Annotated in this window: 24 protein-coding genes; 17 read left to right on the top strand and 7 right to left on the bottom strand. The window is 66.3% G+C overall.

Annotated elements, in window-relative coordinates; translation table 11 throughout:
• The first annotated feature begins 173 nt into the window (after positions 1-173).
• Positions 174-1,304, top strand: a complete 1,131-nt coding sequence (hemW, locus tag OF829_RS19800) for a radical SAM family heme chaperone HemW (protein ID WP_264941931.1) — start codon at positions 174-176, stop codon at positions 1,302-1,304.
• Here hemW and OF829_RS19795 read toward each other — a convergent pair.
• The gene (locus OF829_RS19795; RefSeq protein WP_264941930.1) at positions 1,301-2,518 is read right to left on the bottom strand and encodes a penicillin-binding protein activator; all 1,218 of its coding nucleotides are present in this window, start codon (positions 2,516-2,518) and stop codon (positions 1,301-1,303) included. The genes hemW and OF829_RS19795 overlap by 4 nt on opposite strands.
• An 11-nt stretch (positions 2,519-2,529) precedes the next feature.
• Here OF829_RS19795 and rsmI point away from each other — a divergent pair, with 11 nt between their 5' ends.
• The 4 genes from rsmI to OF829_RS19775 are packed head-to-tail and all read left to right on the top strand — an operon-like array spanning position 2,530 to position 5,332.
• Positions 2,530-3,390 (top strand): 16S rRNA (cytidine(1402)-2'-O)-methyltransferase, encoded by an 861-nt coding sequence (gene rsmI / locus OF829_RS19790; protein ID WP_264941929.1) that lies wholly within the window; start codon positions 2,530-2,532, stop codon positions 3,388-3,390.
• Entirely contained in the window at positions 3,390-3,743 is a 354-nt protein-coding gene (locus OF829_RS19785; protein ID WP_264941941.1) for a YraN family protein, read from the top strand. Before rsmI ends, OF829_RS19785 begins: the two co-directional genes overlap by 1 nt.
• A 31-nt stretch (positions 3,744-3,774) precedes the next feature.
• Positions 3,775-4,731 (top strand): glutathione synthase, encoded by a 957-nt coding sequence (gene gshB / locus OF829_RS19780; protein WP_264941928.1) that lies wholly within the window; start codon positions 3,775-3,777, stop codon positions 4,729-4,731.
• A 55-nt stretch (positions 4,732-4,786) separates the two neighbouring features.
• Complete coding sequence (locus OF829_RS19775; protein ID WP_264941940.1) at positions 4,787-5,332, top strand: DedA family protein; 546 nt, start codon at positions 4,787-4,789, stop codon at positions 5,330-5,332.
• Here the strand turns inward: OF829_RS19775 and OF829_RS19770 are convergent.
• Together OF829_RS19770 and fsa are read right to left on the bottom strand one after the other, a co-directional pair.
• The gene (locus OF829_RS19770) at positions 5,329-6,210 is read right to left on the bottom strand and encodes a tyrosine recombinase XerC (protein ID WP_264941927.1); all 882 of its coding nucleotides are present in this window, start codon (positions 6,208-6,210) and stop codon (positions 5,329-5,331) included. The two genes, OF829_RS19775 and OF829_RS19770, sit on opposite strands and share 4 nt — an antisense overlap.
• Before the next feature lie 148 nt (positions 6,211-6,358).
• Positions 6,359-7,012 carry a fructose-6-phosphate aldolase gene (gene fsa / locus OF829_RS19765; RefSeq protein WP_264941926.1) on the bottom strand — a complete coding sequence of 218 codons (654 nt, stop codon included), beginning with the start codon at positions 7,010-7,012 and terminating at the stop codon, positions 6,359-6,361.
• Positions 7,013-7,077: 65 nt separating this feature from the next.
• Here fsa and OF829_RS19760 point away from each other — a divergent pair, with 65 nt between their 5' ends.
• Positions 7,078-7,758 carry a DUF2490 domain-containing protein gene (locus tag OF829_RS19760; protein ID WP_264941925.1) on the top strand — a complete coding sequence of 227 codons (681 nt, stop codon included), beginning with the start codon at positions 7,078-7,080 and terminating at the stop codon, positions 7,756-7,758.
• Between the two features lie 196 nt (positions 7,759-7,954).
• On the opposite strand, the gene OF829_RS19755 is transcribed toward OF829_RS19760, so the two are convergent.
• Positions 7,955-8,425 carry a hypothetical protein gene (locus OF829_RS19755; RefSeq protein ID WP_264941924.1) on the bottom strand — a complete coding sequence of 157 codons (471 nt, stop codon included), beginning with the start codon at positions 8,423-8,425 and terminating at the stop codon, positions 7,955-7,957.
• A gap of 313 nt (positions 8,426-8,738) precedes the next feature.
• Between OF829_RS19755 and OF829_RS19750 the strand changes: the two genes are divergently transcribed.
• The 3 genes from OF829_RS19750 to OF829_RS19740 all read left to right on the top strand — a co-directional run bounded on the left by OF829_RS19750 (position 8,739) and on the right by OF829_RS19740 (position 9,888).
• Positions 8,739-8,957, top strand: coding sequence for a hypothetical protein (locus OF829_RS19750; protein ID WP_264941923.1), 219 nt, complete (start codon positions 8,739-8,741; stop codon positions 8,955-8,957).
• Positions 8,958-9,128: 171 nt separating this feature from the next.
• On the top strand, positions 9,129-9,521 hold the full coding sequence (locus OF829_RS19745) for a Panacea domain-containing protein (protein WP_264941922.1): 393 nt from the start codon (positions 9,129-9,131) through the stop codon (positions 9,519-9,521).
• Positions 9,514-9,888 carry a hypothetical protein gene (locus OF829_RS19740; protein WP_264941921.1) on the top strand — a complete coding sequence of 125 codons (375 nt, stop codon included), beginning with the start codon at positions 9,514-9,516 and terminating at the stop codon, positions 9,886-9,888. The genes OF829_RS19745 and OF829_RS19740 overlap by 8 nt, the downstream gene beginning before the upstream one ends.
• On the opposite strand, the gene OF829_RS19735 is transcribed toward OF829_RS19740, so the two are convergent.
• Positions 9,885-10,841, bottom strand: coding sequence for an IS1595 family transposase (locus tag OF829_RS19735; protein ID WP_264941920.1), 957 nt, complete (start codon positions 10,839-10,841; stop codon positions 9,885-9,887). The two genes, OF829_RS19740 and OF829_RS19735, sit on opposite strands and share 4 nt — an antisense overlap.
• Before the next feature lie 105 nt (positions 10,842-10,946).
• Here OF829_RS19735 and OF829_RS19730 point away from each other — a divergent pair, with 105 nt between their 5' ends.
• Positions 10,947-11,180, top strand: coding sequence for a DUF6471 domain-containing protein (locus tag OF829_RS19730; RefSeq protein ID WP_264941919.1), 234 nt, complete (start codon positions 10,947-10,949; stop codon positions 11,178-11,180).
• 29 nt (positions 11,181-11,209) lie between these two features.
• On the opposite strand, the gene OF829_RS19725 is transcribed toward OF829_RS19730, so the two are convergent.
• On the bottom strand, positions 11,210-12,187 hold the full coding sequence (locus tag OF829_RS19725; RefSeq protein WP_264941918.1) for a hypothetical protein: 978 nt from the start codon (positions 12,185-12,187) through the stop codon (positions 11,210-11,212).
• A gap of 73 nt (positions 12,188-12,260) precedes the next feature.
• Here OF829_RS19725 and OF829_RS19720 point away from each other — a divergent pair, with 73 nt between their 5' ends.
• The 5 genes from OF829_RS19720 to OF829_RS19700 all read left to right on the top strand — a co-directional run bounded on the left by OF829_RS19720 (position 12,261) and on the right by OF829_RS19700 (position 19,839).
• Positions 12,261-14,435 carry a primosomal protein N' gene (locus OF829_RS19720; protein ID WP_264941917.1) on the top strand — a complete coding sequence of 725 codons (2,175 nt, stop codon included), beginning with the start codon at positions 12,261-12,263 and terminating at the stop codon, positions 14,433-14,435.
• 75 nt (positions 14,436-14,510) lie between these two features.
• Positions 14,511-16,013: a DUF1570 domain-containing protein gene (locus OF829_RS19715; protein ID WP_264941916.1), complete on the top strand. Its 1,503-nt coding sequence runs from the start codon at positions 14,511-14,513 to the stop codon at positions 16,011-16,013.
• Positions 16,014-16,080: 67 nt separating this feature from the next.
• Complete coding sequence (locus OF829_RS19710; RefSeq protein ID WP_264941915.1) at positions 16,081-17,595, top strand: S1 family peptidase; 1,515 nt, start codon at positions 16,081-16,083, stop codon at positions 17,593-17,595.
• Between the two features lie 113 nt (positions 17,596-17,708).
• Entirely contained in the window at positions 17,709-18,938 is a 1,230-nt protein-coding gene (locus OF829_RS19705) for a hypothetical protein (protein WP_264941913.1), read from the top strand.
• A 10-nt stretch (positions 18,939-18,948) separates the two neighbouring features.
• The gene (locus OF829_RS19700) at positions 18,949-19,839 is read left to right on the top strand and encodes a FecR family protein (RefSeq protein WP_264941912.1); all 891 of its coding nucleotides are present in this window, start codon (positions 18,949-18,951) and stop codon (positions 19,837-19,839) included.
• Between the two features lie 92 nt (positions 19,840-19,931).
• On the opposite strand, the gene gdhA is transcribed toward OF829_RS19700, so the two are convergent.
• On the bottom strand, positions 19,932-21,287 hold the full coding sequence (gdhA, locus tag OF829_RS19695; RefSeq protein WP_264941911.1) for an NADP-specific glutamate dehydrogenase: 1,356 nt from the start codon (positions 21,285-21,287) through the stop codon (positions 19,932-19,934).
• Between the two features lie 101 nt (positions 21,288-21,388).
• Here gdhA and OF829_RS19690 point away from each other — a divergent pair, with 101 nt between their 5' ends.
• Together OF829_RS19690 and OF829_RS19685 are read left to right on the top strand one after the other, a co-directional pair.
• The gene (locus OF829_RS19690; RefSeq protein WP_264941910.1) at positions 21,389-23,032 is read left to right on the top strand and encodes an acetolactate synthase large subunit; all 1,644 of its coding nucleotides are present in this window, start codon (positions 21,389-21,391) and stop codon (positions 23,030-23,032) included.
• Positions 23,029-24,462, top strand: coding sequence for an aldehyde dehydrogenase family protein (locus OF829_RS19685; RefSeq protein WP_264941909.1), 1,434 nt, complete (start codon positions 23,029-23,031; stop codon positions 24,460-24,462). Before OF829_RS19690 ends, OF829_RS19685 begins: the two co-directional genes overlap by 4 nt.
• Positions 24,463-24,499 lie beyond the last annotated feature (37 nt).

Here is a 24,499-nt window from a genome sequence, read left to right as displayed (position 1 = left end):
ACTCGAAATTTCGAAGCAGAACCTCTACAAATTATGTCGGGCAGGAAACTTGCCCTGGGGGCCACATTGGGGGCCACTTGAATAGTAAGATTGACAGGAATGGCGGAAAACCGCGCTTTAATAAAGCGTTCGCGGTTCCCGCTACCCGCTCCACTCCTTCATGGACGAACGCCTTGAGCGGATCCGAACCCCTGGCGCTCTACGTCCACTGGCCGTTCTGCGTGTCGAAATGCCCCTATTGCGACTTCAACAGCCATGTCCGCGAACAGGTGGACCAGGCCGCGTGGCGCGCGGCGATGCTGGCGGACCTGCGCCATGAGGCCGAGCAGCTCCCGGGGCGTACCCTCTCCTCGATCTTCTTCGGCGGCGGCACTCCCTCGCTGATGCCGCCCGAGACGGTCGCGGCGGTCATCGGCGAGGCGGAGCGGCTATGGGGCTTCGAACCCGGCATCGAGATCACGCTCGAGGCCAACCCCTCCTCGGTCGAAGCCGCGCGCTTCGCCGATCTGGCGGCGGCGGGGGTGAATCGGGTATCGCTGGGCCTCCAGGCGCTCGACGACACCGCGCTGGCCTTTCTGGGCCGTGCGCACAACGTAGCCGAGGGGCTGGCCGCGCTCGATACCGCGCAATCGGTGTTCGCGCGGGCGAGCTTCGACCTGATCTATGCCCGCCCCGGCCAGACGCTTGCCGACTGGGAGGCTGAGCTCCGCCGCGCGCTGGGCTTCGGCACCGAGCATCTCTCGCTCTACCAGCTCACCATCGAGCCCGGCACGCGCTTCGCCACGCTGTTCGAGAAGGGCGAACTCGCCGCCTTCGATCCAGACGCCGCCGCCGACCTGTTCGAGGCGACCCGCGCGATCACCGCCGCCGCCGGCCTCCCGGCCTATGAAATCTCGAACCATGCCCGCCCGGGCGCCGAGAGCCGCCACAACCTCACCTATTGGCGATACGGCGACTATGCCGGCATCGGCCCCGGCGCGCATGGGCGGAGGGGCGGCGCCGCCACCTTCCGCCGCAAGAAGCCCGAGAACTGGATCGCCGCGGTCGAGCGCAATGCGCACGGCATCGAACGCGAGGACGCGCTTTCCCGGGCCGAACGCGGAGTCGAGGCGCTGCTGATGGGGCTCAGGCTCGACGAGGGCGTCGATCTCGCGCGGATCGCGGGCGAACCGCCGCTCGACCTCGAGGCCCTCGCCCGAATCGAGGCCCAGGGCCTGATCGCCCGCCAGGGCACGCGCCTGCGCGTCACCGCCGCCGGCATGCCCGTGCTCGAAGCGATCCTGCGCGAGATCGTCCTCGCTTAGGGCTGGCCCTTGAAGTTCGGCGGCGCGGGCGAGACCGTCCGGGTCGTTCCCCCGCCCACTTCCTGCACCTCCAGCGCGCGCTCGGCCACGCCGTCGCGGCCGAAGCGGAATGCACCGTCGAGGCCCGCAAAGCCGTCGCGATCGGTCAGGCGGCGCTCGGGGAAGTCGGTCCCCGGCTTCCAGTCGCGCGAAATGCGCACTGTCAGCAGCACCGCGTCATAGCCCAGCGTCGACAGGCGGTAGGGCGCGACGCCGAAGCGCGTCCGGTACTTGACCGCATAGGTCCGGTAATAATTGTTCGGCACGCTCGCGAACCAGGCGCCGTTGAGCGCCGCATTCGCGCCGATCCCCGAATCGGTGTTCCACAGCTCCGGCCCCAGGATCCGGGCGGTCTTGCCGTTCGTGCCGCGGCGGATCGCCGGCACGGCCGCCACCGCGCTGCCGCCGCTGCCCGCGATCAGGACCGCCTGGAAGGGCGAGCGCTGGACCTTGGTGATCGCGGTCGTCAACGATCCCGGGCGATTGTCATACGTCTCCAGCGCCACGACCGAACCGCCCGCATCGCGCACGGCATTGGTGAAGGCGACCGATGCCCGCTCGCCATAGAGGCCGGAGGGAATCAGCCCGGCGAATTGGGTGACGCCGTTCTGGCGCGCATAATCGACCACGCGCTCGATCGACTGGGCGGGCGAGAAGCCGAGCAGATAGACGCCGTCGCCCGCCGCGCTCGCATCGTTCGAGAAGCTGAGCACCGGCACGTTCGCCGCGCGCGCGATCGGCCCGACCACGCGCGCCTCCTCAGCGAGCAGCGGCCCGAGGATCAGCCGGTTGCCGTCGGCGATGGCCTGCTTCGCGGCGCCCACCGCGCCGCCCGGACCCGCCGTGTCATAGGTGGTGATGCGGATCGCGTCGGTATTGGTGTCGAGGATCGCCAGCTGGGTAGCGTTGGAGAGCGACTTGCCGATGCCCGCATTGGGCCCGGAGAGCGGCACCAGCAGCGCGACCCGGTGCCGCTCGACATCCTGCGGCAGCGCGTTGGTGATCGGGCGTTCCACCGGCCGTTCGCGCGGCACTTCGACCACCGGCGGCTTCTGCGCCTCGGGAATCACGCGCGGCCCGCTGGCGCACGAAGCGAGGAACATCGCCGCGCCCAGCGCCGCCCATTTGAGTGCGGACACGAGTCGCGGTTGCGGTTTCACTGCGGCGTCTGCCATGACTCTCCCCGATGGACTCAATTCTCGCGCCCGGCCTCTATATCGTCGCCACGCCGATCGGCAATCTTGGCGACCTTTCCCCGCGCGCATCTGAAATACTCCTGAACGCCGATGTGGTTGCTGTCGAGGACAGCCGTGTGACAGCCGGGCTGTTTCGTCACTTGGGGGCCAAAGGGCGGATGACGCCCTATCACGATCACAATGCCGATGCGGTCCGCCCCGGCCTGATCGCACGGATGGCGCGCGAATCGGTCGCGCTGGTGAGCGACGCGGGGACGCCGCTGATCTCCGACCCCGGCTTCAAGCTGGTCCGCGATGCGCGCACCGCGGGGCATGCGGTGACGACCATCCCCGGGCCCTGCGCGGCGGTGGCGGCGCTGACACTTGCGGGATTGCCGACCGACCGGTTCCTGTTCCTGGGCTTCCTTCCGCCCAAGCTGCAGGCACGGGCGCAATCGATCGAGGAGATTGCGGGCGTCCGCGCGACCCTGGTCCTCTACGAATCGGGGCCGCGCCTCTCCGCTTGCCTGTCCGCCCTCGCCGAAGGACTTGGCGACCGCGAGGCGGCAGTGGCGCGCGAGATCAGCAAGAAGTTCGAGGAATGCGTGACGGGCACGTTGACCCAGCTTGCGGCGCGCTACGCCGATGGCGGGCCGAAGGGCGAGATCGTGGTGGTCGTAGCCCCGCCCGGCGAGGCTGCCCCCGCGAGCGAGGAGGATGCCGATTCGGCGCTCGCGGAAGCGCTTACCCGCCTCCCCGCCTCGAAGGCCGCGGGCGAGGTCGCAAGGAAACTCGGCCTCGACCGCAAGGCGCTCTACGCCCGGGCGATGGAAATGAAGACCCCTTCCCCGGCCGAGGAAAAATCCAGATGATGCGAGACCGCCGCGCCGCCGAAACCAGCGGCCGCGACGGGGAACGCCGGGCGGCGATCTGGCTGTGGCTCAAGGGCTGGAAAATCCTCGACCGCCGCGTCCGCACCCCCGCGGGCGAGGTCGACCTCGTCGCCCGCAAGGGCAACCTCGTCGCCTTCGTCGAGGTAAAAACCCGCAAGACCGCCGCCGAGCTCGATTTCGCGATCGACGAGCGCCGCCTCGCCCGCGTCGCCGCCGCGGCCGAAGTGCTGATGCCGCGCTATGCCGGGCCTGGCGACGATATCCGCGTCGATGTGATCCTCATTGCCCCCCGCACCCTGCCTCGCCATATCGAGAACGCCTGGATGGGGTGACTTATCCGAATAAGTCACCTAGGAGACCGATATGCCGCTGACCGTCGCCGTACAGATGGACCCGCTCGACGCGATCAACATCGCGGGGGATTCGACCTTCGCGCTGATGCTGTCGGCACAGGCGCGCGGGCACCGGCTGTTCCATTACGCGCCCGAGGACCTGAACTATCGCGACGGCCGGGTGTGGACGCGGGCGCACCCGGTCACCGTCCAGCGCGTGCAAGGCAATCATTTCAGCTTCGGCGACCCGGTGAAGCTCGACCTCGGCGACGAGGCGGATGTCGTGCTGATGCGCCAGGATCCGCCCTTCGACCTGGGCTATATCACCGCCACCCATCTGCTCGAGCGGGTCGCGCACAGAACCCTGGTGGTCAACGACCCCGCCAATGTTCGGAACGCCCCCGAAAAGGTGTTCGTTCTCGATTATGCGCGCTTCATGCCGCCGACCTTGATCACCCGCAGCCTCGACGAAGCGCGCGCCTTCCTCGCCGAACATGGCGAGATCGTCGTCAAGCCACTCCACGGCAATGGCGGCAAGGCGATCTTCAAGGTCGGGCGCGACGGCGCCAACCTCGCCTCGCTGATCGAAGTGTTCAACACCGCCTATCGCGAGCCGCACATGGTGCAGGCCTTCCTTCCCAGCGTGGCCGAAGGCGACAAGCGCATCGTCCTGGTCGACGGCGAAGTCGCGGGGGCGGTCAACCGCGTCCCCGGCGCGGGCGAGATCCGATCGAACCTCGCGGTCGGCGGTACCGCGGCCAGGACCGAACTCACGCCGCGCGAACAGGAAATCTGCGACGCGCTCGGCCCCGAGCTCAGGAAGCGCGGGCTCCTTTTCGTCGGCATCGACGTTATCGGCGGCGAATGGCTGACCGAGATCAACGTGACCTCCCCCACCGGCATCGTCGCGATCGACAAGTTCAACGGCACCGATACCGGCGCGATGATCTGGACGGCGATCGAGCGCCGCGTGGCAGAGCGCGGCTGAACCAAACACTATGATGGATGCTGCAAACTGGGGTTATTGGGGCGTCTTCCTGTTGATGCTCCTCGAAAATGTGATCCCGCCGGTCCCGTCCGAGGCGATCATGAGCATGGGCGGCATCGCGGTCGCCAAGGGCCAGATGGACCCCTTCCTGCTGATCGCCGCGGGTACTGCGGGGACGATCGTCGGCAACCTCTTCTGGTGGGAGATCGGGCGGCGGCTCGGCTATAAGCGCCTCAAGCCGCTGGTCGACCGCTGGGGCCGCTGGCTGACGATGGAGTGGGAGGATATCGAGCGGCTCAAATCCTATTTCGACCGCTGGGGCGGGCCGACCGTGCTGATCTTCCGCTTCATGCCGGTGGGACGGACGCTGATCTCGATCCCCGCGGGCCTGATGCACATGCCCTTCTGGCGCTTCGTCCTCTACACTGCGGGCGGCAGCATCGTCTGGAATATCTTCCTCGTCGGCATCGGCTATGGGCTGGGCGCGGGGATCGAGGATGTCGACCGCTGGGTCGGCCCGGTGGTGACCGTGATCGTCGCCGCGGTGGTGGCTGCCTATCTGTGGCGCGTGATCCGCTGGAAGCCGCGTCCGCGCGACTAGGCGCGCGGGTGCGCGTTACGATAGACGTCGAGCAAGTGCGCGGCATCGACCGCAGTGTAGATCTGGGTCGAGCTCAGGCTGGCATGGCCGAGCAGCTCCTGCAGCGCGCGCAGATCGGCGCCGCGGCCGAGCAGATGCGTCGCGAAGCTGTGGCGCAGCGCATGCGGGGTGGTCCGCTCGGACAGCCCCAAAGCCGCTCGCGCCGACCGCACCGACTTGCGGATCGCGCCGGCGGGGAGCGGCCCGCCCTTCGCGCCGCGGAACAGCGGCGCGTCGCGCGCCGTGCCCCAGGGGGTGATCGCCGCATAGGCCTCGATCGCCGCGCGGACCTGCGGCAGCAGCGGTACGATCCGCGTCTTGTCGCGCTTGCCGGTGACGCTCATCGTCGCGCCGAGCGGCAGCACCGCGCCGGTCAGGCCCACGGCCTCGCCGATCCGCAGCCCGGCGCCATAGAGCAGCAAGAGCACCGCCCAGTCGCGCGCGGCAATCCAGGGCTCGCTCGCCTCCTCGGACACCAGCTCGGCCAGCGCCACCGCCTCGTGCGGCGCGATGGGGCGCGGCACGCCCTTCTTGACGCGCGGGCCCTTGAGTCGCGGCGCTTCAGCGCCGGCCCATTTGAGGAACCCGCGCACCGCCGAAAGCTCACGCGCGGCGGAAGCGTTGACGAGTCCATCGCCGCGGCGATGGGCGAGATAGGCGCGCAGGTCAGCGGCACTCACCCGGCCCAGCGTCTCGGGGGTCACCGCCTCGCCCAGATGCGCCTGCAGGAAGGCAACCAGCCGCACCGCCGTCGCCTCATAGGCCCGAACCGTATGCGCCGACCGCCGCCGGTCGCGCGCGAGGTGGTGGGCGTAGAGAAGGGGCAGGGGTTCGGTCACGCGCGCTACTTACTCCTTCTCCCCTCGGGGGAGAAGGAAGGGGGCCGCTCGCGTAGCGAGTGGGAAGGGTGAGGGCCCTGGAGTCTCAGACCCTCACCCTTCCGCCGACTTCGTCGGCTCCCTCCCTCTCCCCTTCAGGGAGAGGGAATTACCCGATCTTCTGCCCCGTCTTCTCCCAGTCGGCCATGAACGCCTTGATGCCGTTGTCGGTCAGCGGGTGCTTGACCAGCATCCGGATCACCGAGGGCGGGGCGGTCATCACGTCGGCGCCGATCTTGGCGGCCTCAAGCACATGGATCGGGTTGCGCACGCTCGCGACGAGGATCTCGGTCTCGAAGGCGTAGTTGTCGTAGATCGTCCGGATATCGGCGATCAGGTCCATTCCCGGATAGCCGATATCGTCGTGCCGCCCCACGAAGGGCGAGATGAAGGTCGCGCCCGCCTTGGCCGCGAGCAAAGCCTGGTTCGCCGAGAAGCAGAGCGTGACGTTGACCATCGTCCCGTCGTCGGTCAGCGCCTTGCACGCCTTCAATCCGTCGATCGTCAGCGGCACCTTGACCGCGACATTGTCGGCGATCTTCCGCACGATCTCGGCCTCGCGCATCATCCCCTCGAAATCGAGCGCGACGACTTCGGCCGAGACCGGGCCGTCGACGATCCGGCAGATCTCCGCGACCACCTCGAGGAAATCGCGCCCCGCCTTGTGGATCAGCGAGGGATTGGTGGTGACCCCGTCGAGCAGCCCTGCGTCGGCAAGATCGCGGATGTCGGCGGTGTCGGCGGTGTCGGCGAAAAATTTCATCGGGTCGTCCTCAAAAGCTTTGCGCCCCGATAGCGCGCCGCGCCAAATGGCGATAGGGCGCCGTCATGCATCGTCACATAACCGTCATGATTCTCCTCCTCGCGCCGCTCCCCGCGCTGGCGCAGCAGCAGGACGAGCAGCTCTGGCTCCAGACCAACGGCTCGGTGGAGCTGGGCGATCGCGACAAGGTGACGCTCGAGGGCATATTGCGCTTCAGCGACGCCGCCGACGGGGTTTCGCATGCCGAGGCGGGCATACTGGTCAGCCACAAGCTCAAGAGCGGGATCGAGATCTCGTTCGGCTATCGCCATGTCGCCGACTGGAGCAAGGGCGTGACGCTGCCCAACGAGGAGCGCATCCGCCAGATGGTGCTCGTGCCCCTCGGCTCCGGGTTCAACGCGCGCTTCCGCTTCGAGCAGCGCTTCTACAGCGCGGGCGGCGCGGTCGGCTTCCGGCTGCGCCCGCGGCTCGGCTACGAAATGCCGCTCGGATCAGGCGGACTCAAGCTGTTCGCGACGCAGGAGCATTTCGTCAACATCAACACCACCGCCTGGGGCCAGCGCGGCGGATATGAGCGGATGCGCAACGCCATCGGCGTCTCGATCCCGCTCGGCGGAAAGGTCCGGGGCGAAGTCGGCTATCTCAACCAGTACCGCTTCGGCCGCAACGGCAGGCGCGACCAGATGGACCATGCGCTGACGCTGACGCTCAACTTCAACGTCGCCACCCTCGGGCATGGCGACTAAGGTCGCGCACTTTCACTCCATTGGTGACCTTTGCCCGAGGGGAATCGTGCGCCTTGATGGATTTGCGGAGCGCCATGCGCACAAGGTTCGACGGGTTCAAAGAGCCAGGTCGAACGGAAGCAGCCGAAATCCTACATTGCAAGCCGAGAAGCGTCGGAACCGGTTCGGCCGGGGAGCATAAATAGGGGACAGTCCCCTATTTACCCGGCGACTGGGGGCGGGGCTCGATCTCGTCCAGCAGCAGCTTGACGGTTGGTACGGTCAACCCGCTGACATAAATCGTATATCGCCCGGGCTTCAGCTCAAAGTGGACGATCTTGCGGATCGTCGAGCATTCGGGCCCATGTCCGTGCTTGACCGAGGCCGATGGCGCGCCGCCGTCCGGCACGACATCGATCCACGCGCCCTGATCGATCGCGATGGCGTAAAGCCCCGACGAATCGATCCGAAAGGCCAGCGTCGCCACGCCACCTTCCTTGGCACCAGCCGGGACACCCGCAACCTCGGCCTTCGGCCTCGCCGGCAGAAGGAAGGGGTGCGGAACGCTCGTGGGACCCGCGGTCGGCGGCGCCGTCCACATCGACAGTTCAGCCGGCAGATTGACGTCCATCGCGGCGCATTGCTGCTGGGGAGCCGTCTGGGCGAGCAGCAGGGCGGCGAGGAACATCGGCGAATCTCCGTGGGGATTAGGCCGCGAGCGATACGGGGATTCCCGTTCGCGCTCAAATGCGGCATTATGTAGCAAATGCACCAACGTCTAGCTGTATGTCATCGCCTGCGGTGCGTATCATCACCGTATGGCGAGCACGATAAATTCTCTGATCCGGAAGCGCCGCGAGCTGGCCCGAGACATCGCCACGCTACAGCGTGACCTAGCTGCAATCGACCATGTGCTGTGCATGTACGGCCCCGGCATGGAGCCCGCTTCCCTCCCGGCGCTAGCGGGCAACAAACCAGCGGACAGCGCCAAGCCCGGAGAAATGGCGCGGCTTCTACTGGACGCGCTGCGGATCGCAGACAGGCCCCTAGGCAGCGGGGACCTTACCCGGTTCGTGATGGTGGCGCGGGGTGCGGAGGATTTCCACCGCCAGCGGCTGCGCGTCTACAAGTCGCTCGACAAGCTGCGGTCGCGGGGGCTGGTGTCGGGCATAGCGGAAGGGAAGCGGTTGCTTTGGGGGCTCGCGCGGAACGACGCCTAGCACCACATACCGCGAAATAATCGCGGTGTTTGTGGACAGAGGTACGCCGATTCCCTATATGTTCGCTCCATCCTGCCATGGAGGCGAACTGTGTCTGCGCCATATGACGCAACTACCGTCGCCAACCGCTTTCTAGAGTTGGCGGCAAAAGAAGGGCGTCAGATGACGCCCATGCAGCTTATCAAGCTGTCGTATATTGCACACGGGTTTTCGCTTGCGATCAACCGCCGCCCGCTGTTGTCCGAAAGCGTCGAGGCATGGCGTTACGGCCCCGTGGTTCCGAGTCTCTACCGAAAGCTCAAGAGCTATGGCTCGGGTCCCGTTGATAAGCCGATCAGCCCGGCATTTCGAAGTTTGCGCGCCGAAACTCTTGCCGACGATGATGCCGCCCTGATCGATGCGGTATATGCCAAGTACGGGCCTTTGTCCGGGCTACAGTTGTCATATCTAACTCACAAGAAGGGTACGCCGTGGGAGCGCGCCTATCGCCCGGATGAGTACGGCATAGATTTGGATGACGAAGATATCCGGCGCCACTACGAGGACCTGCTGAGAGGTGTCTGACGGTAGGACTACGCCCCTCATTCCAGAGCCGGATACCTCGGGAGCGGATTCGGATACGCTTGCTACGCAGGAGGAAAAGGGCTGGTCGGACTACGCCGCTATCAGCAAGGCGAAGCGCAACAACACCCTACTAGTTCACAAGACCATCGGCGTCCTGATCCCTGTGGCGTTGGTAGTCGCGTTCCTAGGATTCCTAGCGCTAGGGATCGTCTACGTCTGGCATCTAGTGGTGCCGACTGGGTACAGATGGCTCACATCGGATGAATTGCAGCACATCCACAGCATGATTTTCAGTAGCGTCGTCGGGGGCGCAATCGCGCTAGTGGCCAAGGCGTACTTCATAGAGAAGGACGAGAAGAAGAATTAGGCTCCTCGCTGCCAATATCCCGCCCACGTCCGCGACACCGGCGAAGCCATAGCGCTTTCGATCACGAGTACAGCCTGCGAGCCGTTGGCGATGCGACGGTTATCCTCGCGCCACGAAGCCTCGCCAGCATAGGCGTTGAGGTAGGGGCCCGCGATATGGTGGTGCGTGCCGACTTCCATGCGGCGCAGGCGCGAGAAGTAGCTTTCGGCCTGATTGGTGCAAACGCCCTTGTCCATGAACTGGACCGAGTGATTGACGCGCTTGGTATCCCAGCCCGCGTGCAGCGCATCCCAGCCCGTGCCTTCGTCGGCGTGAATGGTCGCCAGCGTGCCGACATGATCGCGGACGTAAGGCACCGCGTCGCCTTCGTTGCGGACAATGAAGGTAAGCGACTTGCCGCCGCGCTCGCGCATCACAACGACGCACTGGCGCTTGCCGGTCTGGTTCGCGACAAGGCGACGGTCCTTGCGGTCCGCCTTCTCATTCTCGGGCTTCACGTAGCCGCCGAAATAGGCACCATCGATTTCCACAATGCCGTTCAGCGAGCGGTTGGCGGCTTCAAGCGCCATCGCCTCGCGCAGCTTGTGCGAGAGAACGAACGCGGTCTTGTACTGGACGCACAGGTCACGGCTAACCTGGAGCGCGGAAACGCCCTTGGCACCGTTCACGAAGATGACGATGGCAGCGAGTAGATCCACGAACGACAGCTTGCGGCTGGCGAAGATCGTCCCGCTCGTGACGCTGAACTGGTGGTGGCAGGCAACGCACTTGAAGCGGCGGCGCGACGTGATGTTGTACGTCTCGGTGCAACCGCACTTCGGGCACACGGCCTCGCCGTCCGTATCGATCCAGCGAAGCTGGCAGAACGTCTCGTAAGCCTCGGTCTCCGTCATGCGGAAAACCTGCTTGAGGCTCAGCGTGCGGGCGGCGGCGGAGAGGAGAAAGTGTTGCATGTCATCGCTTCCAGTGCTTATGCACTACGTATGATGACATGATGCACTGTTGTCAATGGCCTTTGTATCGCATATGATGACAAAACGCATCAATGGAGCGACGAAATGCCGGTGGCAGAGAAAGAGTGGGAAACCAAGGTCAAGCTGCTGCTGAAAGGCGAGCTGGCGCGGAAGGGGATCACCTATGCGCAGCTGGTCGGGAGGCTGGCCGACATTGGCGTCATGGACTCGGAGCCGAATATCAGGAACAAGATCAGCCGGGGTAAATTCACAGCGGTGTTTCTGATCCAGTGTCTGGAAGCAATCGGGGCCTCATCATTGCGGCTATCGGATGCCTAGCCTTCGGGCTGGGCGCTGGCATTACGTCGCTAAACTACGTTCAAAAGGAGCATGAGAAAGCAGTAGCTGCTAACCAGCAGCGCGCCCGCGATGAAGGGCGTCAACAGCAGTCCGATACTGATCATGCTGGCGTTCCGGGCCCTGCGCAGCGCTTCATATCCAATCCAGAACCCGCCGATGGCACCGAGCGCGAAAAGCGCGATCTCGCCGCCCAAGAGAACACCGCCGCTTGGGCGTTTTGGATGGTTGTTCTCTCTGGCGGTCAGTTGTTGCTCAGCCTCGCTGGCCTTTTGGCCCTGCTTGAGACCATCAAGCAGGGGCGGCTTGCCTTGGAGAAGGCGGACGCGGCCAACAAACTCTCCAGAGACGAGTTTGAGGCCTCCAGAGCGGATGCGGCGTCCTCCGCTGAGGACAGCAGGGCGCTTATCAAAGCCTCGGAGCGAAGCGCTTCCAATGCCGCCCGCGCGGCAATCTCCACTGGCGAGGCCAACGCTATCGCGCGCGAGGCGATGCAAATGCAACTCAGACCCTACGTGTATGTAGAAGACATTCAAATTGTGATTGGCAGTACGGTAAGCGGCGGCCAAGACGACAGGATCGAAGGCATTATCAATCTGCGCAATTTCGGACAGAGCCCCGCTAAATCCGTCATTATGTGGGCCGCCGTCCATATCGGCGAACAGTGGAATGATCGTCCGCAAGCCGAATTGCCCGTCACCAAGGTGGACCTCGGCGATGTTCCCACCAATGATCATCGAAGGCAGGATGGATACTTTGGGCATGGGTTCCGGACGGCCCGCGTAGATGTCGCCGCTGGAACGCGATCCATTTTCGTAGAAGGGCAAATCCAATACACGGATGCCTTCGGAAACGATTACTACACCCAGTTCCAGCGGGCATTCACCGGTCCGAATTATATCGAAGGCGCAATCACGCCCCATTGGAACAGAGCTAGTTAGCGCCAGCGCCGATCCGGGAACCGCACTGCATATGATGGCAAGCGCCACGCCAAGGGATGCTCGTGTCATCGCCTTGGTGCATTTGCTACATAATGCCGCTCAAATGCCCATATGAGGCCTCATGCCCGGCAACCGCGCCCGTATCCTGGTCCTCCATCCCGTGCTGAGCGTGCTCGACTACCGCGTGCCGCACGGCATGCATGTCGAGCCCGGATCGATCGTGGTGGTGCCGATCGGGCCACGCCAATATGCCGGGGTGGTGTGGGAGCCCGAACGGCTGCCCGGGGGCGAGGAGGTGGGCGACAACCGGTTGCGCAACCTGATCGCGGTCGCCGATGCGCCGCCGATCCCCGCATCGATCCGCCGCCTCGTCGAATGGACCGCGGACTATTATCTCGCGCCCCACGCCTCGGTGCTGCGGATGGCGGTCTCCTCTTCGGCGGCGTTCGAGAATGCGCCGACCATCGTCGAATATCGCGCAACCGGCGAGGTGCCCCCCCGCCTCACCCCGCAGCGCGCGCAGGCGCTCGAGCGGATCGGCGAGCGGCAGGGGCTGGTGCGCGAACTGGCGACGATCGCCGACGTCTCCGACGCGGTAATCCGGGGTCTGGTGAAGGCCGGCGCGATCGAGCCCGTGGTGATCGATACCGACACGCCCTTCCCGGTCCCCGATCCCAACCACGCCCCGCCCGACCTGAGCCCCGAACAGGCCGATGCCGCGAGCATCCTGCGCCAGGCGATCGGCGCGGCCGCCTTCCAGCCATTCCTGCTTGACGGGGTGACGGGATCGGGAAAAACCGAGGTCTATTTCGAGGCGATCGCCGCGGCGCTGGCGGCGGGGAAGCAGAGCCTCGTCCTGCTTCCCGAGATCGCGCTCACCGAGCCCTTTCTCACCCGCTTCACCGAGCGCTTCGGCTGCCAGCCGGTCGCCTGGCATTCGGGGCTGCGTCAATCGCAGCGCCGCCGCGCCCGCCGCGCCATCGCCTCGGGCCAGGCGATGGTGACCGTCGGCGCGCGTTCGGCACTGTTCCTGACCTATCCCGATCTCGGGCTGATCGTGGTCGACGAGGCGCACGAGACCAGCTTCAAGCAGGAAGCCGACGTCCATTATCACGCGCGCGACGTCGCGGTGATGCGCGCCCGGTTCGAGCAATGCCCGGTCGTTCTCGCCACCGCGACCCCCGCGATCGAGACGCGGCACCAGGTCGAGCTCGGCCGCTACGAGGAGCTCAGGCTGCCGGGCCGCTACGGCAAGGCCGAGCTTCCCGAGATCGAGGCGATCGACCTGATCCAGGAGCCCCCCGAGCGGGGCCGCTGGCTCTCGCCCCGGCTCGTCCTCGCGATCGACGCCGCGCTCGAACGCGGCGAGCAGTCGTTGCTCTTCCTCAACCGCCGCGGCTATGCCCCGCTCACCTTGTGCCGCGCATGCGGCCACCGCTTCCAATGCCCCAATTGCACCGCCTGGATGGTCGAGCACCGGCTGATTCGCCGCCTCACCTGCCACCATTGCGGCCACACCGTCCCCACCCCCGAAATCTGCCCCGAATGCGAGGCCGAAGATTCGCTGGTCGCGTGCGGCCCCGGGGTCGAGCGGATCGCCGACGAGGTGGCGCAACTCTTCCCCGATGCCCGCACCGCGATCGTCACCTCGGACACGCTCTGGTCGCCCGCCAAGGCCGCCGAGTTCGTCCACCGGATGGAGCATGGCGAGATCGACATCGTCATCGGCACCCAGCTCGTGACCAAGGGCTATCATTTCCCCAATCTGACCTTGGTGGGCGTGGTCGATGCCGATCTGGGCCTCGACGGCGGGGATCTGCGCGCGTCCGAACGCACCTTCCAGCAGATCATGCAGGTCTCCGGCCGCGCGGGCCGGGGCGAGAAGCCCGGCACCGTCTATATCCAGACCCACTCGCCAGACGCCCCGGTGATGCAGGCGCTGGTGAGCGGCGACGCGGAGAGCTTCTACGCCGCCGAGACCAGGGCCCGCCGCGAGGCCGACGCCCCGCCCTTCGGCCGCTATGCCGCGATCATCGTCTCATCCGAAGACAAGGGTGCTGCCGACGAGATCGCCCGCCTGATCGGCCGCTCCGCCCCCAGACTGCCCGAGATGCTCGTCTATGGCCCCGCCCCTGCCCCGCTGGCGATGCTGCGCGGCCGCCACCGTTTCCGCCTGCTGGTCCACGCCAAGCGCGCCTTCGACGTGCAGGACGTGATCCGCGAATGGCTGGGCAGCCTCGAATGGCCCGCCAAGGTCCGCGTCGCGGTCGATGTCGATCCGTACAGCTTCGTCTGAGTGCATCGAATCTCCATTGTTAGCCCGGCCGGCTTGGCGCTATCGTCGCGGCACTTGGAGCCGGGGGGTTTATCCATGATTCGCAAGCTGTTGTTCGCATTGCTGCTGCTCGTGCTGCCGGGGGTCGCGCATGCCGAATGGTATGAGGTCGGCACCGAGCATTTCGTCGTCATCTCGAACGACCAGCCCGAGCGGATGCAGCGCTTCGCGACCAATCTCGAGCGCTTCGACAAGGCGCTGCGGCTCTACGGCGATGTGCAGGACCTGCCGGTCGGCAAGGCGAACCGGGTCGTCGTCTATGTGCTCGACGATGTCGCGGCGGTGCAGAAGCTCGCCAAGAACCCCAATCTGGCCGGCTATTACCTGCCGCGTGCCGAAGGATCGTTGGCGTTCGTGCCGCGCAGCACCGGCGCCGATCAGAATGATTTCACGCCGATGGTGATCCTGCTGCACGAATATACCCACCATTTCATGTTCAACAGCTTCCCCAACGCCGCCTTTCCGCTCTGGTATTCCGAAGGCTTTGCCGAGCTGTTTTCGACCGCCGTGTTCGACAAGACCGGGGTGATCTTCGGCTATCCGCCGCAGCATCGCGGCTATGGGCTGATGAGCGGCAACGCGCTCCCCGTCGACAAGCTTCTGACCGCCGAATCGCTCAAGCTCAACGATAGCCAGCGCGAGGCGGTCTATGGCCGCGGCTGGCTGCTCACCCATTATCTCTATTTCGGCGGCAAGCGCCCCGGCCAGCTCGTGAACTATCTGCTCGCGATCAACTCGGGAAAGACGCCGCTCGAGGCCGCGCAGGTCTTCGGCGACCTGCGCGCGCTCGACCGCGAACTCGAACATTACAAGCTCGGCAATTTCGCGGGCTACCGCGTCCCCGCCGACAAGATCAGCATCGGCGAGGTCACCGTCCGCAAGCTGACCCCCGGCGAGGCGGCGACTATCGCGGTCCGCATGCAGTCCAAGAACGGCGTCACCAAGGAGACCGCGCCCGCGGTCTATGCCGCCGCCAAGAAGGCGTGCGCGCCCTTCCCCAACGATCCCGGCGCGCAGCTCGTCCTCGCCGAAGCCGCCTATGACGCCGACGATTTCGCCGGTGCCGAGGCCGCCGCCGACCGCGCGCTCGCCGCCGATCCGAACCGCGTCGATGCCCTGCTCTACAAGGCGCGCGCGAAGATGGCGGTCGCGGCCAAGGCCGACGACTTCAAGCCCGAGACCTGGCGGGGCATCCGCGCGATCATCGCCTCGGCCAACAAGCTCGATCCCGAGGATCCCGAACCGCTGATCCTCTTCTACCAGAGCTATCTGGAGGGGCATCAGCGCCCGACCAAGAACGCGATCACCGGCCTCCTTTACGCCTATGAGCTTGCGCCGCAGGACCGCAGCCTGCGGCTCAACGTCGCCGCGGTCTATCTGAACGATGGCGACCCGGTGATGGCGCGCCGGCTGCTCCTGCCGCTCGCCTATGATCCGCACAATCCGGGGCTGGCGGCGGTCGCGGCGAAGATGATCGCCGATATCGATGCGCGGCCGAAGGGCGAGCCGAAGCCGGCGGCGACGGGCACGACCGACTGATCCATCCCTTGAACCGTCCGCGATTTTGCCCGAAAGCCCGGGGGCACTTCGAGTAGGATTTCGCACGATGCGTCGGCTGTTGCTGCTTCTGGTCCTGATCTTCGGATGGATCGCGCCCGCGCAGGCCGACGATATCTCCGCGTCGCAGCGCGGCGTGGTGCGGATCGTGGTGATCGCGGTGGTCGGCGACGAGGTGGTCGGCTTCAGCCATGGCAGCGGCTTCGCGGTTGGCCCCAACCGGATCGTCACCAACGCGCATGTCGTCGAGCTGGCGTCGCGCTACCCCGACAATGTCGTGATCGGCGTGGTCCCGTCCGAGGGGAGCAAGTCCTTCCAGGGCCGCCTCGTCAAGATCGACCCGGGCCGCGACCTGGCGCTGATCGATTTCACCGGCGTCCGCCTGCCCCCGCTGACCCTGTTCAAGGGCACGCCCGGCGAGGGCGATTCGCTGGTGGCGCTCGGCTATCCCGGCAATGTCGATGTCGCGACCGCGCAGAGCGCCAAGGACTTCATCACGCCGATGTCCCCGGTCCGCTCGCAGGGCGGCTTTGCGGGGATGCGCACCGTGCAGGGCACCGCGATGCTGCTCCACACCGCCAATATCGCGCGCGGCAATTCGGGGGGGCCCCTGCTCGACCGCTGCGGCCGCGTTCTCGGGGTCAACGCGCTCGTCACCAATGGCGAGCAGGGCGATTCGAACTTCGCACTCGCCGTCTCGCAGAGCGAGCTCGCCGCCTTCCTGACCGAGGCCAAGCAGAGCTTCCAGTCGGTCGCGGTCGCATGCGTCAGCGTCGAGGAGCGGATGGCGCAGGACCGCAATGCCGACGAACAGGCGCGCGCCGCCGCCGAGGAGGCCAAGCGCCAGGGGGACGCCAGGAGCGCCGCCGAGCGCGAGAATGCGATCCAGCAGGCGCGCGCCACCAACGAGGCGACCCGCGAGAATTACATGGCGATCGCGGCGCTGCTGCTCGTCGCGGGCGGGCTCTGCGTCGGCGGGGGCGTGCTGCTGATGACGCGCGGGCGGCAGAAGGAGGGCGTGTGGGTGCTGGTGGGCGGCGGCGTGCTGTTCGTGGGCGCGGTCGCGCTGTTCCTCAGCCGCCCCAATTTCGATCCCAACCGCGTCGTGCCGATCACCAACGACAGCGAAGCCGCGGCCGAGCCCGAGGCGGCACTCGGCAAGATGGTCTGCACGCTCGATCCGTCGCGCAGCCGCGTCACCGTCTCGACCGTCGAGAAGGTCGAACTCGATATCGGTCCCGATGGCTGCATCAACGGCCGCACCCAATATTCGGAGGACGGCAAGAACTGGCTGCGCGTGCTGGTGCCCGAACAGGACGCGACCGTCTCGGTGCTCGACTATGACCCTCAGGCCCGCACCTACACCAACACGCGCTACATGCTCTCCGCCGATCAGATGACCCGCGCGCGCCAGCTGCGCACCCAGGTGACGCTCAAGGTCTGCTCGTCCGATCAGGCGGCGCGCGGCCAGCTCGCGACCCGTCAGCAGGAAATCCGCGCGGCGCTCCCGCCCGCCTATAATGAGAAGCTGGTTTACCACTGCGCCGCCGCGCCGCCCAAATAAGCGACTCGGTTCAAGGGCTTGCGGGTCCAGCTAGTACATTAGCCCAATATCTGCGTATCTTCCCCGAAACAAAGGGTCAGGGGAAACGCATGCGTTCGGGGATTGCAACCGCCATGGGTATGGCAGTCGCCGCACTGGCGATGACGGTGGCGGCGCCCGCCTTCGCGCAGGACGATGCCGCGCTCGATGCGCTGATCGACGGATCGGCGACCCCCGCCGAGGCGCTGTCGCTCGCGCGCAAGCAGGCGAGCCAAGGCGATACGCTCGGCGGCGCGGCGACGCTCGAACGCGCCCTGATGACCCACTCGAAGAACAGCGCCGAGGTCCGGCTCTATTACGCGACCTTGCTGTGCCGGCTCGGCGACCGCCAGACCGCGCTGGGCGAGATTGCGAGCACCGGCCATATCGACGCCGACAGCCCCGCCTGGGCCGAGACGCGCGCCGCCTGTGGCGAGGTCGCGCTCCCCTCGGACGATGACGGGTTCAGCTTCGGCGGCGAGGCCTCGGTCGGCTTCGCCTATGACAGCGATCTCTCACGCTCGCTGCTGATCGAATATGCGTTGCCCGGCTATCCCCTGGTGGCCTCGGACGACGGCGTTTCCTACACCCAGTCGCTCCGCGCCGGCTTCCGCGCGCCCAGCGGCGGCGCCTTTTTCTACGGCACCATGGGCGCGGCGAGCCGCAACCCGCTCCAGGGCACCAGCCCCTATTTCCAGACCGCCGACGCGTCGCTGGGCATCGGAACCCAGCGCGGCGGACTCCAATTCTCGCTCGGCGCGGTCGTCCGCCACGCCCGCATCGGCGGCCATCCCTTCGTCACCGAACTGGGCGGCGAGGCCGAAATCGCGGTCCTCGATGGCCCCGGCGGCCGGCTGGCGCTGCGGGGCGAGCTGGTCCGGCAGGATTTCATGGGATCGACCCCCGCCTTCTCGCGCGACGGCAGCCGCTACGATATCGGGGTGAGCTACTCCGGCAGCCGCGGCGCGACGCGCTACGCGCTCGGCGGTGCATATGAGCTCAAGACCGCCGACACCGCCCGCACCGGCTATGGCGGCTTCCGCGTCGGCGGCAGCCTGCGCCAGGGACTCACCCAAAGCGGCGCCTATGCCTCGGTCACCTCGACCTTGCGCTATGTCGAGTACCGGAACGAGAACGGCTTCACCCCCGTCGCCGAGACGCGCTTCCTCAGCCGCGCTGCGCTGGGCATCCCGCTCGGGATCGAGGGCCTCGATGTCGAGGCGGCGGGCAGCTACGCGTCGCGCAGCTACAATGCGACGAGCACGCTTCGGAACTACGACAATGTCGGCGCCGAGCTGCGGCTCGTCTGGACCTTCGGAAACTAGGAGCGGATTCATGACCAGGCACTTCCTCCGCCTTGCTCTCCTCGCCGGCGTTGCGCTCGCAGCCTCTCCGGCCGCCGCGCAGAATGTCGGGGTCACCGCCGCGGTGATCAACGATGTCCGCATGACCACCCAGGCCAACGCCACGCTCCACAAAGCGGCGGTGCGCGAGCGTGTCGCGCTCGGCAATGACGTGCTCACCGGCAAGAGCAGCCGCGCGCAGATCCTGCTGCTCGATCGGACCACCTTCACCGTCGGCGCCAATGCGCGCCTGCGGATCGACCGCTTCGTCTATGATCCGCAACGCAACTCCAGCTCGGTCGGCGCGACCGTGGGGCGCGGTGCGTTCCGCTTCATGTCGGGGCGCCCGACGCACAATGCGCCCGGCCAGTCGAACATCCGCACCCCCACCGCCTCGATCGGCATCCGCGGCACGATGATCGACGGCGTGGTGGGCGAGGACGCGATCGCCATCGCGATGGGCCAGCCCGGCCTCCCCGCCTTCGACGCCGATCCCGAGACGGCGACCCTGATCCTGCTGCGCGGCCCCGGCGTCGCCACCGCCGACGAGCCGATGGGCGCGATCGACGTGACTGCGGGCGGCAAGACCGTCTCGATGGAGGGATCGGGCTGGGCCGTGTTCATCCCCCGTCCGGGCGCCGAGCCGATCGGCCCGTTCCGGATCGCGCCCGAGCCCGCGCGGATGCTCGCCTCGCTGCTGCTCGATCCCGGGCCCGGCGGCGACGCGCCGCTGAACCCGGGCTTCGTCAACAAGGCGTGGCCGGGCGGGGAAGCGCCGGTGCGTCAGCTGCCGGCCACGCGCGGTGGCGTGGGCGTCGATCCCGTCAATCCCGCAGGCGGCCCGGCGGGCGGCCAGACCCCGGCGATCCCGCCGCGGATCTAGGCCGCCCCCTCACCCGATAAAGCCGTTCAGCGTCACCGGCTCGCCGGGGCGTGAACTCGGCCGTTCCAGCGACAACCGGCGCTCGGGCGCCGCTACACCACCCCGAACGCCAGCATCGCGTCGGCGACCTTCTTGAACCCGGCGATGTTCGCACCCTTGACGTAATCGACATGACCATCGGCGGCGCGGCCATATTCGAGGCAGCGGGCGTGGATGCCGTCCATGATGTCGACCAGCATCTGCTGGAGTTCGGCCTCTTTCCATGCCCGGCGCTCGCTGTTCTGGCTCATCTCGAGCCCCGACACCGCGACGCCCCCCGCATTCGCCGCCTTGCCCGGCGCGTAGAGGATCTTCGCCTCCTTGAAGACGTGCACGCCCTCGAGATTGGTCGGCATGTTCGCGCCCTCGGACACCGCGATGCAGCCATTATTGACGAGCGAGCGCGCATCCATGCCCAGCAGCTCGTTCTGCGTCGCGCAGGGCAGGGCCACGTCGCACGGCACGCCCCAGGGCGGCAGGTTGGCGTGGAAGGTCGCGCCCGGGAACTGCACGGCATATTCGGAAATGCGACCTCGCCGCTTGGTCTTGTGCGCCTTCACCCAGTCGATCTTCTCCTGATCGATCCCGGCGGGATCGTGGATGAACCCTTCTGAATCGCTCAGCGTCAGCACCTTGCCGCCCAGCTGCACCACCTTTTCCGCGGCGTGCGTCGCGACATTGCCCGATCCCGAGATCACCGCGCGCTTGCCCGCCAGGTCGTTGCCCTTGGCCTTGAGCATGTTCTGGAGGAAATAGACCGCGCCATAGCCCGTCGCCTCGGTGCGGATCAGCGAGCCGCCATATTCGAGCCCCTTGCCGGTCAGCACGCCTTCGAAGCTGTTGGTGATGCGCTTGTACTGGCCGAACATGTAGCCGATCTCGCGCCCGCCCACGCCGATATCGCCCGCGGGCACATCGATGTCGGCCCCGACATGCCGGTACAGCTCGGTCATGAAGCTCTGGCAGAAACGCATCACTTCGTGATCGCTCTTGCCCTTGGGATTGAAGTTGGCCCCGCCCTTGCCGCCGCCCATCGGGAGGCCCGTGAGCGCGTTCTTGAAGGTCTGCTCGAATGCCAGGAACTTGAGCACGCTCTCGGTGACCGAGGGGTGGAAGCGGATGCCGCCCTTGTACGGCCCGATCGAATTATTGTTCTGCACCCGCCAGCCGCGCTGGACGCGGATATTGTGGTTGTCGTCCTCCCAGCAGACGCGGAAGCTGACGATCCGGTCGGGCTCGGCGATCCGGCGCAGGATCTGGTAATGGTGGTAGGCCTCCTTGTCGGCGATGAAGTCGTAGATGTCCTCCGCGACCTCCTGCACCGCCTGGACGAATTCGGGCTGGCCCGGATTGCGCTTCTTCACCCCCTCCATGAAGGTCGGCAGGTCGACATGATCCCCCAGCGCCATCGTCTCTCTCCCGGAATAGCTTCAGTGAGTCGCAGCTTTCTTGTGGAGTCAGATTACCCTAGTTTGTTGCGTGCCCGAAATGCCGGGCGGGGAGAGCGCCGATGAAAGCCTCGGACCTGTTCATCCAGTGCCTCGAAGAAGAAGGCGTCGAATATATCTTCGGCGTCCCCGGCGAGGAAAATCTCGACATGCTCGACAGCCTCAGCCGGTCGGAGAAGATCAGGCTGATCCTCACCCGGCACGAGCAGGGCGCGGGCTTCATGGCCGCCACCTATGGCCGCCATACCGGCAAGGCCGGGGTGTGCATGGCGACGCTGGGGCCCGGCGCGACCAACCTGGTCACCGCGGCGGCCTATGCCCAATTGGGCGGGATGCCGATCCTGATGGTGACCGGGCAGAAGCCGATCAAGAAGTCCAAGCAGGGCCGCTTCCAGATCCTCGACGTCGTCGCGATGATGGGTCCCCTCACCAAATTCACCCACCAGCTCGCCAGCGCCGATAATATCCCCAGCCGGGTGCGCGAGGCGATCCGGCTCGCCGAGGAGGAGAAGCCCGGCGCGACGCATATCGAATTCCCCGAGGACGTCGCCGACGAGCAGACCGAGAGCCGCCCGCTCAAGCCCAGCCTCGCAAGGCGGCCCTCCGCCGATCCCAAGGCGGTCCGCGCGGCGGTCAGGCGGATCGAAGCCGCCAAGGCGCCGCTCCTCGTCATCGGCGCGGGCGCGAACCGCAAGCTTACCGGCAAGATGCTGCTGGAGTTCGTCGAGAAGACCGGCATCCCCTTCCTCACCACCCAGCTCGGCAAGGGCGTGATCGACGAGGCGCACCCCAAATTCCTCGGCTGCGCGGCGCTGTCGGCGGGGGATTTCGTCCACCGCGCGGTCGAGGACGCCGACCTGATCCTCAATGTCGGGCATGACGTGATCGAGAAGCCGCCCTTCTTCATGAAGCCCGGCGGCGCGGAAGTGATCCATATCTCGACGCGCACCGCCGAGGTCGATCCGGTCTATTTCCCCCAGATCGAGGTTATCGGCGACATCGCCAACGCGATCTGGCAGATCAAGGAAGAGATCGTCCCCGCTCCGGGCTGGAACTTCGATCAGATGCTCGCCTATCGCGCCGCCGAAGTCGCCCACACGAAGAAGCTCGAATGCGACGAGCGCTTTCCGATCTTCCCGCCCTGCCTCGTCAAGGAAATCCGCAAGGCGATGCCGGCAGACGGGATCATCTGCCTCGATAACGGCGTCTACAAGATCTGGTTCGCCCGCAACTATACCGCGCGCCAGCCCAACACGGTTTTGCTCGACAATGCCCTCGCCACGATGGGCGCGGGGCTCCCCAGCGCGATGGCCTCGGCGATGGTCTATCCGACACGCAAGGTGATGGCGATCTGCGGCGATGGCGGGTTCATGATGAACTCGCAGGAGATGGAGACCGCGGTCCGCCTCAAGCTCAACATCACCGTGCTGATCCTCAACGACGGCAGCTACGGCATGATCCGCTGGAAACAGGCCAATATGGGCTTCAAGGATTTCGGCCTGACCTATGGCAATCCTGATTTCGTGAAGTACGCCGAGGCATATGGCGCCAAGGGCCACCGCGTGGAGAGCGCCGCGCACCTCCCGCTGCTGCTCCGCCGGACGCTCTCGGAACCCGGTGTCCACCTCATCGATTGCCCGGTCGATTATTCGGATAACGACCGGATCCTGAACCGCGAGATCAAGGAAATGAGCGCCGCGCTGTGACCCAACTCAAACCCGTCTACCCGCTCTACCTCAACAACGAGGCACAGCAGCCCAACACCGATCTCGAGGTGACCGACAAGTTCACCGGCGAGGTCGCATTCCGCGTCGCGCAGGCGACCCCCGCGATCATCGAACAGGGCATCGCCGGCGCCGTCCGCGCCGCCGAGCCGATGGCGCGGATGCCGAGTTACGAGCGCCAGGCCGTGCTCCAGCACTGCGTCGACCGTTTCAAGGAGCGCCAGGAAGAACTCGCTTATGCGCTGTGCGTCGAGGCGGGGAAGCCGATCAAGGACAGCGAAGGCGAAGTCACGCGCCTGATCGACACCTTCCGCATCGCCGCCGAGGAATCGGTCCGCATGACCGGCGAGGTCCAGCCGCTCGACATCTCGCCGCGCGCCAAGGGCTATCAGGGGATGTGGAAGCGCGTCCCCATCGGCCCGTGCAGCTTCATCTCCCCGTTCAACTTCCCGCTCAACCTCGCCGCGCACAAGATCGCCCCGGCGATCGCGGTCGGCTGCCCCTTCGTGATGAAGCCTGCGAGCCGCACGCCGCTGGGCGCGATCATCATGGGCGAGGTGCTCGCCGAGACCAACCTCCCCAAGGGCGCCTTCTCGATCCTCCCCGCGCACCGCGAAGGCGCGGACATGTTCACCGAGGACGAGCGGCTCAAACTGCTCAGCTTCACCGGATCCCCCGCGGTCGGCTGGGACCTCAAGGCCAAGGCGGGCAAGAAGAAGGTCGTGCTCGAACTCGGCGGCAACGCCGCGGTGATCATCGACCATGACGCCGACCTCAAGGACGCGCTCGAACGCGTGATCTTCGGCGCCTTCTACCAGTCGGGCCAGTCGTGCATCGGCGTCCAGCGCATCCTGATCCACCGCGCGGTCTATGTGCAGTTCCGCGAGATGCTCGTCGCGAGGACCAAAACGCTGGTCTCGGGCGACCCCAAGAAGCGCGAGACCTTTATCGGCCCGATGATCTCCGAAGGCGAAGCCAAGCGGCTCGACGGCTGGATCCAGGAGGCAATCGCCGCGGGCGCCACCCTGCTCTGCGGCGGCAAGCGCGAAGGCGCGATGCTTGAGGCGACCCTGCTCGAAGGCGTCGGCCGCGAGACCAAGCTCAATGTCGAAGAAGCGTTCGGCCCGGTCGCCTTCCTGATCCCGTTCGGGACCTTCAACGAGGCGCTCGACATCGTCAACGACAGCAAGTTCGGGCTCCAGGCGGGCGTCTTCACCCGCGACCTGTTCCAGGTGCTCGACGCCTGGGACCGGCTCGATGTCGGCGGGGTGATCGTCAACGACGTCCCCAGCTACCGCGTCGACAACATGCCCTATGGCGGGGTGAAGGATTCCGGCCTCGGCCGCGAGGGCGTCAAGTTCGCGATGGAGGACATGACCGAGATCCGGAACCTCGTGATCCGGCGGCGGTGACCCGTCCGTCATCCCGGCGAAAGCCGGGATGACGGCA

It is taken from the genome of Sphingomonas caeni, from assembly GCF_026013415.1.
In the GTDB taxonomy this organism is placed as follows: domain Bacteria; phylum Pseudomonadota; class Alphaproteobacteria; order Sphingomonadales; family Sphingomonadaceae; genus Sphingomonas; species Sphingomonas caeni.
The sequence above is the reverse complement of the archived record's forward strand: the minus strand, read 5'-3'. Positions and strand labels throughout refer to the sequence as shown.

Coding starts and splice junctions, on each gene's coding strand:
- OF829_RS19795 (WP_264941930.1), bottom strand. CDS start 2,518: ATGGCAGACGCCGCAGTGAAACCGCAACCGCGACTCGTGTCCGCACTC.
- rsmI (WP_264941929.1), top strand. CDS start 2,530: ATGGACTCAATTCTCGCGCCCGGCCTCTATATCGTCGCCACGCCGATC.
- OF829_RS19785 (WP_264941941.1), top strand. CDS start 3,390: ATGCGAGACCGCCGCGCCGCCGAAACCAGCGGCCGCGACGGGGAACGC.
- gshB (WP_264941928.1), top strand. CDS start 3,775: ATGCCGCTGACCGTCGCCGTACAGATGGACCCGCTCGACGCGATCAAC.
- OF829_RS19775 (WP_264941940.1), top strand. CDS start 4,787: ATGCTCCTCGAAAATGTGATCCCGCCGGTCCCGTCCGAGGCGATCATG.
- fsa (WP_264941926.1), bottom strand. CDS start 7,012: ATGAAATTTTTCGCCGACACCGCCGACACCGCCGACATCCGCGATCTT.
- OF829_RS19760 (WP_264941925.1), top strand. CDS start 7,078: ATGCATCGTCACATAACCGTCATGATTCTCCTCCTCGCGCCGCTCCCC.
- OF829_RS19755 (WP_264941924.1), bottom strand. CDS start 8,425: ATGTTCCTCGCCGCCCTGCTGCTCGCCCAGACGGCTCCCCAGCAGCAA.
- OF829_RS19750 (WP_264941923.1), top strand. CDS start 8,739: ATGGCGCGGCTTCTACTGGACGCGCTGCGGATCGCAGACAGGCCCCTA.
- OF829_RS19745 (WP_264941922.1), top strand. CDS start 9,129: ATGCAGCTTATCAAGCTGTCGTATATTGCACACGGGTTTTCGCTTGCG.
- OF829_RS19735 (WP_264941920.1), bottom strand. CDS start 10,841: ATGCAACACTTTCTCCTCTCCGCCGCCGCCCGCACGCTGAGCCTCAAG.
- OF829_RS19730 (WP_264941919.1), top strand. CDS start 10,947: ATGCCGGTGGCAGAGAAAGAGTGGGAAACCAAGGTCAAGCTGCTGCTG.
- OF829_RS19720 (WP_264941917.1), top strand. CDS start 12,261: ATGCCCGGCAACCGCGCCCGTATCCTGGTCCTCCATCCCGTGCTGAGC.
- OF829_RS19715 (WP_264941916.1), top strand. CDS start 14,511: ATGATTCGCAAGCTGTTGTTCGCATTGCTGCTGCTCGTGCTGCCGGGG.
- OF829_RS19710 (WP_264941915.1), top strand. CDS start 16,081: ATGCGTCGGCTGTTGCTGCTTCTGGTCCTGATCTTCGGATGGATCGCG.
- OF829_RS19705 (WP_264941913.1), top strand. CDS start 17,709: ATGGGTATGGCAGTCGCCGCACTGGCGATGACGGTGGCGGCGCCCGCC.
- OF829_RS19700 (WP_264941912.1), top strand. CDS start 18,949: ATGACCAGGCACTTCCTCCGCCTTGCTCTCCTCGCCGGCGTTGCGCTC.
- gdhA (WP_264941911.1), bottom strand. CDS start 21,287: ATGGCGCTGGGGGATCATGTCGACCTGCCGACCTTCATGGAGGGGGTG.
- OF829_RS19690 (WP_264941910.1), top strand. CDS start 21,389: ATGAAAGCCTCGGACCTGTTCATCCAGTGCCTCGAAGAAGAAGGCGTC.